The 11,337-nt window shown below is 71.4% G+C and carries 9 protein-coding genes; 5 read left to right on the top strand and 4 right to left on the bottom strand.

Going from position 1 to position 11,337, the window contains the following annotated elements; all coding sequences use genetic code 11:
• Positions 1–137: 137 nt before the first annotated feature.
• The 5 genes from eccE (at position 138) to F6W97_RS05285 (ending at position 6,032) form a co-directional block, all read left to right on the top strand.
• A complete protein-coding gene (eccE, locus tag F6W97_RS05265; protein WP_155369001.1) occupies positions 138–1,982 on the top strand; it encodes a type VII secretion protein EccE in 1,845 nt (614 codons plus the stop codon).
• 66 nt (positions 1,983–2,048) lie between these two features.
• The gene (locus tag F6W97_RS05270) at positions 2,049–2,420 is read left to right on the top strand and encodes a phage holin family protein (RefSeq protein ID WP_155369002.1); all 372 of its coding nucleotides are present in this window, start codon (positions 2,049–2,051) and stop codon (positions 2,418–2,420) included.
• Between the two features lie 70 nt (positions 2,421–2,490).
• On the top strand, positions 2,491–3,426 hold the full coding sequence (rarD, locus tag F6W97_RS05275) for an EamA family transporter RarD (RefSeq protein WP_155369003.1): 936 nt from the start codon (positions 2,491–2,493) through the stop codon (positions 3,424–3,426).
• A 252-nt stretch (positions 3,427–3,678) separates the two neighbouring features.
• Positions 3,679–5,814 carry a PhoX family protein gene (locus F6W97_RS05280; protein WP_155369004.1) on the top strand — a complete coding sequence of 712 codons (2,136 nt, stop codon included), beginning with the start codon at positions 3,679–3,681 and terminating at the stop codon, positions 5,812–5,814.
• A 68-nt stretch (positions 5,815–5,882) separates the two neighbouring features.
• Positions 5,883–6,032, top strand: coding sequence for a hypothetical protein (locus F6W97_RS05285; RefSeq protein WP_155369005.1), 150 nt, complete (start codon positions 5,883–5,885; stop codon positions 6,030–6,032).
• Between the two features lie 24 nt (positions 6,033–6,056).
• Here the strand turns inward: F6W97_RS05285 and F6W97_RS05290 are convergent, their stop codons facing one another.
• The 4 genes from F6W97_RS05290 to F6W97_RS05305 form a co-directional block, all read right to left on the bottom strand.
• On the bottom strand, positions 6,057–6,866 hold the full coding sequence (locus F6W97_RS05290; protein ID WP_407924541.1) for an IclR family transcriptional regulator: 810 nt from the start codon (positions 6,864–6,866) through the stop codon (positions 6,057–6,059).
• 257 nt (positions 6,867–7,123) lie between these two features.
• Positions 7,124–8,143, bottom strand: coding sequence for a polyprenyl synthetase family protein (locus F6W97_RS05295; RefSeq protein WP_230686492.1), 1,020 nt, complete (start codon positions 8,141–8,143; stop codon positions 7,124–7,126).
• Between the two features lie 94 nt (positions 8,144–8,237).
• The gene (nuoN, locus tag F6W97_RS05300; RefSeq protein ID WP_155369008.1) at positions 8,238–9,791 is read right to left on the bottom strand and encodes an NADH-quinone oxidoreductase subunit NuoN; all 1,554 of its coding nucleotides are present in this window, start codon (positions 9,789–9,791) and stop codon (positions 8,238–8,240) included.
• Between the two features lie 2 nt (positions 9,792–9,793).
• Positions 9,794–11,335, bottom strand: a complete 1,542-nt coding sequence (locus F6W97_RS05305) for an NADH-quinone oxidoreductase subunit M (protein ID WP_155369009.1) — start codon at positions 11,333–11,335, stop codon at positions 9,794–9,796.
• Positions 11,336–11,337 lie beyond the last annotated feature (2 nt).

Raw genomic sequence — 11,337 nt, forward strand, 5'->3', positions numbered from 1 at the left:
CTCCCCACGGGTCAGCGTACGGCTCTACCATGAGCCGGGCGAAGTGCGGCGGCACAGCCGGCGGGTGATCCCTCGCGAGCCGCCGTCCGGGCGACCGCAGGGACGCCACGAGCTGGAGCCTAGGGGAGGCTATCGCGATGACGGTCGACACGGTGACCGGGCCGACGGCGCACAGCGCCGACGCGGAGGCCGCCCCGGCGGCACATCCCCGGCCCGCCCGGCGTTTCCTCGGGCTCGGCAGTGGCCAGATCGTCGCCGTGCAACTGGCGTTGGTGCTGCTGGTGGCCGCCGCGCAGGCGGGCGTCGGCTACCTGTTGCCCGCCGTGCCGGTGGCCGCCGCGCTCGTGGTGCTGGCGTGGGGCCGCTGGCGGGGGCGCTGGCTGTCCGAGTGGGCCGCCGTCTACCTGCGCTACCGCGGCCGCCGCAGGCGCGTCGAGCCGACCGGCGACCCGTCGGAGCTGCTGGCCGCAGCGGCACCGGGCAGCCGACTGTCCACGCTGGACGTCGAGGGTGTGTCCTGCGCCGCGTTCACCGACGCCGAAGGCATGTGCGTGCTGCTGGAGCTCGGCGACCAGGCGGTGATGCCGGCCCGCGCCTGGCACCCGCTGCCCTCGCCCGCCGCGCTGCTGCCCGCGCCCGCCACCGACACCCCGCCGGTGCGCCTGCAACTGGTGCTGCACGCCAACGCCGCCAACGGATCGTCCCCGGCGGCCTCGTCCTACCGCCAGCTCTCCAGCGGACGGCTGCTGGCCAACGAGCGCGCCGTGCTCGTCGTGCGGGTGCGCCGGGCCGAGGGCTGGCAGGAGGCCGACCTGGAGCGCGCGCTGAGCGGTGCGGTCCGCAAGGTCCGGGCGAAGCTGGGCGACGTCCCGCACCGGCTGCTCGGCGACGTCGCCGCGCTGCGCGCGCTGGCCGAGGCAGCCGGCCACGACGGCACGGCCCCCGCCCAGGAGGGCTGGTCGGCGCTGCACATCGGCGGGCTGTACGCCAGCTCGTACGCCGTGGAGCGCTGGCCCACCCCGCACCCCGACCCGGCCCACGCGCTGCTGCCGCGGCTGCTGCGGCTGCCCGCCACCACGGTCTCGGTGTCGCTGACGGCGGGACCGTGGACCGACGGCGGCGCGACCATGCAGGCCGAGCTGACCGTGCGGCTGACCGCCCCGGACCACAACTCCCTCGGCAACGCCGGGACCGCGCTGCGCCAACTGCTGGCCAACGAGCACGCGCACGCCCGCCGCCTGGACGGCCAGCAGTTCGACGGCCTGACCGCCACCCTCCCGCTGGCCGGGCCCGGCCCCGCCGAACTCGCCACCGGCGGGCGCGGCGGCGTCACCCGCCGACCTGCCGCGGTCGCGGCGCTGACCACGCCGTACGGCGGCAGCGGGCTCATGATAGGGATCAACCGGCACAGCGAGCCCGTCTCCTTCCGGCTGTTCCGCCCCGAGGCCACCCGCGTGGTCCTGATCGGCGGCGTCGCGGTGGCGCAGGTCGTCGCCGTGCGCGCGATGGCCCTCGGGGCGTACGTGCTGGTCCAGACGACCCGCCCGTGGGCCTGGGAGCCGTTCAGCCGCGGGCTCGGCTCCGGCGCGCCGCTGGCCGTGATGGCGCCCGGCCCGGTCAACGTGCCGCCGGGCACACCGCTGCGCCCGCTGCTCAGCATCGTCGACGCGGGCCCGGTCGCCGCGGACCGCACGCCGGGCACGCCCTGGCACAGCACCCTGGTGGTACGCGACGACCTGTCCCCGGTGGACGTCGACGTGCTCGGCCGCGCCGACCTCGCGCTGCTGCAGCCGCTGCAGCCGGCCGAGGCCGCGGTCGCGGTGTCCGTGCTGGGTCTGAGCCGTGACCAGGAGGCGTGGCTGTCCCGCGCCCAGCCCGGCATGATCGGCGTGGTGCACCGCCGCTCGGTGCGCTGGGCGGCGCTGAGCACGACCGGCTACGAGCAGCAGCTGATCAACGCCACCCAGCAGAACGGACGGTGATCCGGCCCGCCCGCGGCGGAAGCCGGGGGGTGCGCACCGGGGCGAATCGTGGCACGATGCCGCACCATGGGCATCCTCCTCCGTCTGGCCGCCAGCGCCGCCGCCGTCTGGGTGGCGACCATGCTCGTGCCGGGCATCCGCGTGACGGCCGACACGGTCCTCGGCACGATCGGCACGTTCGTCGCGATCGCCGTCATCTTCGGACTCTGCAACGCGTTCATCCGCCCCATCGTCAAGATGGTCGGCTGCGGGCTGTACGTCTTCACCCTCGGCCTGATCGCGCTGGTCGTGAACGGCGCGCTGTTCATGCTGACCAGCTTCATCGCCGGCTTGCTGGACGTGCCGTTCCACGTCGACAACTTCTGGCCCGCCGCCATCCTCGGCGCGCTCGTCGTCGGTCTCACCAGTTGGGCGTTGAACTGGTTCATCGAGGACTGATTCTTCCCACCGGCTGAGCACTGGCACACATGTCAGGAGCCGAGGCGGGGCCTCCCCTTACCATTGGTAGGTGAGTCAGCTTCGCCTCGGCTACCTGTACGGATTCGGCGCCTACGCCCTGTGGGGCTTCTTCCCGGCGTACTTCAAGCTGCTCAAACCCGCCGGCCCGATCGAGGTGCTGGCGCACCGGATCGCCTGGTCCGCGCTGTTCATGGTGCTCGTGCTCACCGCGATGCGCCGCTGGCGGCAGATCGCAGACCTGCTGCGCCGGCCCGCCACCGTCGGCGGCATCGCGCTGGCCGCCGTCTTCATCGGCGTCAACTGGGGCACCTACATCTACGGCGTGAACATCGACCGGGTGGTGGAGACGTCACTCGGCTACTTCATCAACCCGCTCGTCGTCATCGTGCTCGGTGTGCTCGTGCTCGGCGAGCGGCTGCGCCCCGCGCAGTGGGCCGCGGTGGGCGTCGGCACGGTCGCCGTGCTGGTGCTGGCCGTCGACTACGGCCGTCCGCCGTGGATCGCGCTGATCCTGGCGTTCTCCTTCGCGCTGTACGGGCTGACCAAGAAGCGGCTGGCCCTGCCGCCCGCGGACGGGCTGTTCGTCGAGTCCGCGGGGCTGGCCCTGCCCGCGCTGGCGGCGCTGGGCTGGCTCGCCTTCGCGGGCGACCTGACGTTCGGACAGGTGGGCGCCGGCCATGCCGTGCTGCTGGCCGCCGCGGGCGGGATCACCGTGATCCCGCTGCTGATGTTCGCCGGAGCCGCGAACCGCATCCCGCTGACCGGCCTCGGCATGCTGCAGTACGTCGCCCCGACCCTGCAGCTGGCGCTGGGCGTCTTCGCCTTCCACGAACCGATGCCGGCGACCCGCCTGTTCGGCTTCGGCCTGGTCTGGCTCGCCCTGGCCGTGTTCACCTGGGACGGCCTGCGCAACGCCCGCCGCAACCGCCTCGCCCTCGCCACCGGCGACGCCACCCCCTTCACCCCCGCCGCCACCCGCGCCTGACCCCACCCGCCCCCACCCCTGGCGCAACTCTTAAAGACCTGCGCCCTCACGACCCCGCGGTCGCCGCAACTCTTTAAGAGTTGCGGCGCAGGCGGCGCGGGCGGCGCGGGCGGGGCGGGCGGGGCGGGCGCGGGCGGGTGGCCTGGTGGTGTTCATGTGGGGTTCAGCTGTGGGATGAGCGCGGCTCACCTGGCCTCCCTACGTTCCGGACGACGGCACAACCTGTCGACCCGACGTATGGAGGCAACTCCCATGAACGAATCCCGCCGCCGGCTCCCCCTGCTCGGCGGGGACGGCCACAGCGGAGGCAGCCGGTCGTCCATGACCTGCCTGTACCGCTGCGGCAATGCGTGTGACCACCCGGCCCCGAACACGTCGTCCAACGAGTACTTCGGCGACGTCGTGCAGGCCGAGGTGTCCCGGCGCGGCATGCTCAAGGCCGGCTCGGCCGGCGCCATCGCGCTCGGCTTCGCCGGTGCGGTGGCCGGCGCGACCGCGGCCACCCCCGCGTACGCCGAGAGCGGCGAGGCGGGCGCGGCCGAGGAGTTCTCCGTGGACGCACTGACCCGCACCGGGCAGCCGACCGCGCTGACCTTCTCGCCGATCCCCCCGAACACGCTGGACAACCTGGTGGTGCCCAACGGGTACGACCACAACGTGATCATCCGCTGGGGCGACGAGGTCGTGCCGGGTGCGGCGGACTTCAACCCGGCCACGCAGACCGCGGCGACCCAGTCCAAGCAGTTCGGCTACAACAACGACTTCGTCGCGGTGCTGCCGCTGGGCCGCGGCGGCGACCGTGCCCTGCTGGTCTGCAACCACGAGTACACCAACGAAGAGCTGATGTTCCCCGGTTTCGCCGGGCTGGACGCGCTCACCACCGACCAGATCCAGGCCACCATCGCCGCCCACGGCATGTCGGTCGTCGAGCTGGAGCGGATCGGGCGCACCGGGCAGTGGGTCGTGGTCGGCAAGGGGCGGCGGCCGTACAACCGGCGCATCACCGGCCTGTCCACGGTCTTCGCGCTGACCGGCCCGGCCGCCGGCTCGGCGCTGCTGAAGACCGCGACCGACCCGACCGGCAAGAAGGTCGTCGGCACGTTCAACAACTGCGCGGGCGGCGTCACCCCGTGGGGCACCGTGCTGTCCGGCGAGGAGAACTGGAACCAGTACTTCGTCGGCGGCGAGGGCGCGCCCGAGGAGAACAAGGCCTCGCTGGCCCGCTACGGCGTCTCCACCACGGCCCGCTACCCCAGCGGCTCGCGCAAGTGGGACCGGGTCGACGCCCGGTTCGACCTGACCGTGACCCCGAACGAGATCCACCGCCACGGCTGGATCGTCGAGGTCGACCCGTTCGACCCGGGCTCGACCCCGCGCAAGCACACCGCGCTGGGCCGGTTCAAGCACGAGGGCGCGAACGTGATCGTGGCCGACAGCGGGCACGTCGTGGCGTACATGGGCGACGACGAGCGGCACGACTACATGTACAAGTTCGTGTCGCACAAGAAGTTCACCCGCGGCAACTCGTGGTGGGCGCGCAAGCAGAACATGTCCCTGCTGGAGTCCGGCGACCTGTACGTGGCGCAGCTCGGCTACACCAGCGCCGCCGAGATCGACGGCACCGGCAAGCTGCCCAGCGACGGCGCGTTCAACGGCACCGGCGTCTGGATCCCGCTGGTCAAGGACAACAAGCCGATGGTGCCGGGCTGGACCGTCGAGCAGATCCTGGTGCACACCCGGCTCGCCGCGGACCTGGTCAACCCGACCAAGATGGACCGCCCCGAGGACGTCGAGCCGAACCCGGTCACCGGCAAGATCTACGCCGCGCTGACCAACAACACGGCCCGCGGCACGACCGGCGGCCGCAACGCGCCGGCCGACGAGGCGAACCCGCGCAACGCCAACAAGCACGGGCACATCTTCGAGATCACCGAGGACGGCGGCAACCATACCGGCACCACGTTCACCTGGGCGGTCCCGATCGTCTGCGGCGACCCGGCAGACCCGTCGACCTACTTCATGGGGTACGACAAGACCAAGGTCTCGCCGATCTCCTGCCCGGACAACCTGGCGTTCGACGGCGCGGGCAACCTGTGGATCTCCACGGACGGCAACGCGCTGCTGTCCAACGACGGCCTGTTCGCGACCGCGCTGAGCGGCCCCGAGGCCGGGCACCTCAAGCAGTTCCTCACCGTGCCCCGCGGGGCCGAGGCCTGCGGCCCGTTCATCAGCGTGGACAACAAGACGGTGTTCGTCGCCCCGCAGCACCCGGGCGAGATCAGCGGCGCGTCCATGGACAAGCCGGCCAGCACCTGGCCCGACGGCGACTACGCCAAGCCGGGCATCGTCGGCGTGTGGCGGCTCGACGGCCGCCCCGTAGGCAGCTGACCTGCCTCGCACCAGCGGCGCTCGCGGCCTTCGGGCCGCGGGCGCCGTTCCTGTCCACGCTGACCGGCATGACTGCGAACAAGCCCCGGCTGCAGCGGTCCGGCATCGTGCTGGACTCGCTCGACGCGCAGGCCCGCACCGACTTCCAGCCCCAGGAGGACGTCCGGGTCTACCTGGCTCCGGCCGGGCACCCCTGCTGCCTCTTCCGGTCCGGCTGACCGCGCGGCAGGCCCCAGGGTGGGTCAGGCCGCAGCCGCGCCCGGCGCGGCCGCCAGCGGCGCGTTGAGGGCCGCCTGGAGCGTCCGGGCGGTGGCGTGCAGCCGCTCCCGGATCACCGGCGCCTGCTTCACGAGGTCGACCGCCGGCAGCGCGCAGGCGACCACGTAGCGCTGCGACAGGTCCCCGGCCGTCTGCACGGAGACCGACGCGCAGGCCACCCCCGCGCGGAACTGCCCGATCTCCACCTGCATGCCGCGGCGCATACCCGCCGCGATGTCGGCGTCGAGCGCCGTGTGCGAGCGCAGCGTGGCCTGGGTGAAGGCGCGCATGCCGTGCTCCTTGAGGTAGCGCTCGCGCTGCACCTGGTCGAGCGTGGCCAGCAGGTTCTTGCCCAGGGCCGTGGCGTGCGCGCCCTCGTCGAAGCCGGGCACCAGGTCCTCGACGTGCGGCGAGCGGAAGCCCTCGGCCACCGCCGTGATGGCGATCCGGCCGTCGACGAAGCTGCCCAGGTAGTGGCTGTAGCCGATCTCGGCACTGGCCCGGCGCAGCACGGCCCCGACCTCAGCCGGCCCGCGCATCGCGGTGACCAGCTCGCGGAACCGGTCGGCGACCGCCAGCCCCAGCGTGTACGCCCCGTCGGCGCGGCGCATCACGTAGCCCTGGTGGGCCAGCGTGCGCAGCATCCGGTATGCCGCCGCGATGGTGATGTCGCACCGGCGCGCGATCTGCTTGGGGGACAGCCCCGTGGGCGACTCGCCCACGACCTCCAGCACCCGCAGCGCTCGCGCCACGCTGCTGACCATGTCCGATGGCGGAACCGCTGAATCTCGCACCGTCACCTCCATGGAGTCGCACCTACGATATGCAAATGCACGCCTGACGTGAAGAGGCCCGACGTAACGAAATCCCTCGATCCATTCCGGACGGTCCCCACCCCCACCCGCCAGCCCCTCCATCCACCCCGCCCGGTCCGTGGCACCCCGCGCCGAACCAGGACCTACATAGACGTTGGCCTATTACATCGAGTATTTGTAGATCAAACTCGATGTAATAGGCCAACGTCTATGAAAACGGGGTGGCCGAGCCGGGGTCAGGCGATGCGGTCGGCGATCACGTCGCAGAGGGACTCGAGGGCGTCGCGGGCCGCGTTGCGGGGCAGCCCCTGCAGCTGCGCGCGGGCCTGCTCGGCGTAGCCGCGCACGGTCTCCCGGGCACGCTTGAGCGCCGGGCTGTCGCGCAGCAGCTCCAGCGCCTCGGCGTGCAGCGCGTCGTCGGTGACGGGGCCGTCGGCCAGGATCTGGCGCAGCCGCACCGCGGCCGGGTCGCTGTCCTCGGAGGCCAGCGCGTAGAGCACGGGCAGCGTGGGCACGCCCTCGCGCAGGTCGGTGCCGGGGGTCTTGCCGGAGTCCGTCGAGTCGCTGGAGATGTCGAGCAGGTCGTCCGAGAGCTGGAAGGCCAGCCCCAGCGAGTCGCAGTACTTGGTGAGACTTGCCGTGGTGGCCGGGGACGCGCCGGAGAACATGCCGCCGAAGGTGCCGCAGGTGGCCATGAGCGACGCGGTCTTGCCGTCGAGCACCTTCAGGTAGTGCTCGACCGGGTCGGCGTCGCGCGGGCCCACGGTCTCGGCGATCTGGCCGTGCACCAGCTGGGCGAACGTCTGCGCCTGGATGCGCACCGCGTCGGGGCCGAGGCCCGCGGCGAGCTCCGCGGCACGGGAGAAGAGGAAGTCGCCGACGAGGATGGCCAGCGAGTTGCCCCAGCGGGCGTTGGCGCTGGGGGTGCCCCGGCGCATGAGCGCCTCGTCCATCACGTCGTCGTGGTAGAGCGTCGCGACGTGGGTCAGCTCCAGCACGGTCGACGCGTCGACCAGCTCGGGCCCGTCGGGGTCGCCGAAGTGCGCGCAGACCGCGACCAGCATCGGCCGGAACCGCTTGCCGCCGGCATCCATCAGGTGCTTGGCGGCTTCGGTGACGAAGGGGTCCGCGGACTCGACGCACTCGCGCAGGCGGTCCTCCACCGACGCCAGGTGCGCCATCACCGAGGCCTCCAGGGCCGGGTCCTCGAACCGGACTCCGGTGCTCCGGGCAGTACGACCGTTCACGCTGCTCACCACGTCCTCACGATGCCACATGGCTCTCACATGATCGAAGCTCCCCCCATGTTCGGCGGACCGGACGTGGAGGGAGCTTCGGATTTACGCCTAACTACCGGATGAAGTTGGACACGTTGGTCGTCAGGTCGAGCAGCGGGCTCGGCCAGACCCCCAGCACCAGCGTGACCAGCACGCCGATCATGAGGGCGGTCGAGGTGAGCGCACCCGGGATGGAGACACTCGGCGTCGTCTCACCAGGCTCGCTCAGCCACATCATCACCACGACCCGCAGGTACGGGAAGGCGAGGATCATGCTGCTCAGCACGCCGAAGAGCACCAGCCAGGTCTGGTCGCCGTTGATGCCCGCCCCGAACACCGCGAACTTCGCCACGAAACCGCTGGTCAGCGGGATGCCCGCGAAGGCCAGCAGCAGGAAGCTGAAGACCCCGGCGAACAGCGGCGACCGCTTGCCCAGCCCGGCCCAGCGGGACAGGTGGGTGGCCTCCCCGTCGGCGTCGCGGACCAGCGTGAGCATCGCGAAGGCCGCGATGACCAGGAAGCCGTACGCCACGAGGTAGAACAGCATGCTGCTCAGGCCCTCCTTGCCGCCGCCGAGCAGACCGACCAGCAGGTAGCCGGCGTTGGCGATGGACGAGTAGGCCAGCAGCCGCTTGAGGTCGGTCTGGGTGACCGCCAGGATCGCGCCGATCAGCATGGTCAGCACCGCGATGATGCCCAGCACCGGGTTGAACTCCCAGCCGAGCCCGTCGAAGCCGACGTAGAGCACGCGGGCCAGGGCGCCGAACGCGGCGACCTTGGTGCAGGCCGCCATGAACGCGGTGACCGCGGTCGGCGCGCCCTGGTAGACGTCGGGCGTCCAGACGTGGAACGGCGCCGCGGCGGCCTTGAACAGCAGGCCGATCGACAGCATCGCCAGGCCGACGATCAGCAGGATGATGTTGTTGGACGAGCTGTTCACCGAGGCGTGGATCGCGCGGAAGTCGACCGCACCCGCGAAGCCGTACACCATCGCCAGGCCGAACAGGAAGAACGCCGAGGCGTACGCGCCGAGCAGGAAGTACTTGAGCGCGGCTTCCTGCGACAGCAGCCGCTTGCGGCGGGCCAGCGCGCAGAGCAGGTAGAGCGGGAGCGAGAAGACCTCCAGCGCCACGAACATGATCAGCAGGTCGTTCGCCGTCACGAAGAGCATCATGCCGCCGACGGCGAACAGCGCCAGCGGGTAGACCTCGGTCGCGCCGGACTCCTTGGCCGCCTGCTGGCGGTCGAGGTCCGAGCCGACGGTGATCGCCGCCTGCGCCACGAACGGGCCGCCGTTCTCCAGCGTCCGCTCGCCGAACAGCAGCAGCGACACGATGGCGAGCACCAGGATCGCGCCCTGCAGGAACAGGCCCGCCTGGTCGATCGAGATCGCCCGCTCGGCGGTCTGCGCGTTGGCGTCGGTGATGTGCGGGGCGCGCAGCACCACGGCGACCAGCGAGGCGACCAGGGCCACCAGGCCCAGCACCAGCTGCACGGCGTTGCGGGCCGCCCGCGGCACGAACGCCTCGACGAGCACCCCGAGGCACGCCGCGCCGAGCAGGATCAGCATCGGCGCCAGCGCGGCGTAGTTCAGCTCCGGCAGCTTGAGGACAAGTTCTTCGCCCATGGTCACTTTCCTGCTTCCACAGTGGAGGTGGCGGGCGCCGGGTCGGCCCGCTCCGGGGTGACCACGTCCGACAGCGTGTACTCCACCGCCGGGTTGATCACGTCGAGCACCGGCTTGGGGTAGAAGCCCAGCACGATCAGCAGCACGATCAGGGGCGCCACCACGATGCCCTCGCGCAGCGAGAGGTCACGCCGCATCGGCGCGAGATCCTTCAGCACGGGGTTGGTGTTGCCCTGCGTGGTCCGCTGGATCATCCACAGCACGTAGGCGGCGGCGAGGATGATGCCGACCGTCGCGATGACCGCCACCGGCTTGTTGACCGTGAACGTCCCGATGAGCACCAGGAACTCGCTGACGAACGGGGCCAGGCCCGGCAGCGCCAGCGAGGCCATGCCCGCGATGAAGAAGACGCCCGCCAGCACCGGCAGCAGCTTGCCGGCCCCGCCGAAGTCGGTCACCAGGGTGCTGCCGCGGCGCGCCACGAACATGCCGACGACCAGGAACAGCAGGCCGGTGGCGAGACCGTGGTTGACCATGTACAGCACAGCCCCGGAGCCGGCCTGGTAGGTGAAGGCGAAGATGCCGACGCCGATGAAGCCGAAGTGCGCGATCGAGGTGTAGCTGACCAGGCGCTTGAGGTCCTTCTGGCCGATCGCGACCAGCGCCGCGTAGATGATGCCGACCAGTGACAGGCCGATCGCCCACGGCGCGAACCAGCGCGACGCCTCCGGGAACAGCGGGAGGCAGTAGCGCAGGATGCCGAAGGTGCCGACCTTGTCCATCACGCCCACCAGCAGCGCCGCGGCGCCGGCCGGAGCCGCCCCGCCGGCGTCGGGCAGCCAGGTGTGGAACGGGAAGAACGGCGCCTTGATGGCGAACGCGATGAAGAAGCCGAGGAACAGCCACCGCTGCACGGTGGTGGTGAACTCGACGTTCGTCAGCGTCTGCCAGTCGAAGGTGTGGCCGCCGTACACCCACATGCCGATGACCGCGGCCAGCATCAGCAGACCGCCGACCAGCGAGTAGAGGAAGAACTTCACCGCGGCGTACTGGCGCTGCCTGGTCGGCACGTCGGTGCCGAACGAGCCGATGATGAAGTACATCGGCACCAGCATGACCTCGAAGAAGAGGTAGAACAGCAGCACGTCGGCCGAGGTGAAGGTGCCGATCATGGTGCCTTCGAGCGCGAGCAGCAGTGCGAAGTACGCCGGGACGCTGCGCTTGCTCTTCTCCGCGTCGTGCCAGCTGGCCAGGATCACCAGCGGCACCAGCAGCACGATCAGCGCGATCATCACCAGCGCGATGCCGTCGACGGCGAAGCTGAACTTCGCCCCCCACGCGGGGATCCAGGTGTAGGACTCCTGCAGCTGCAGGCGCGCGCCGCCGGGGGAGTAGGCGACCCAGGTCGCCACACCCACCGCGAGCACCACGACCGACCAGATCAGCGCCAGCCGCTTGGCCAGCTCCGGCTTCGAGCGCGGGACGAACGCGACGACCAGCGCACCGATCAACGGCGCGAGAGTCAGGATTGACAGGTATTTCATCG

Origin of the sequence: Catellatospora vulcania (assembly GCF_009720385.1) — a bacterium.
GTDB classification, from domain to species: domain Bacteria; phylum Actinomycetota; class Actinomycetes; order Mycobacteriales; family Micromonosporaceae; genus Catellatospora; species Catellatospora vulcania.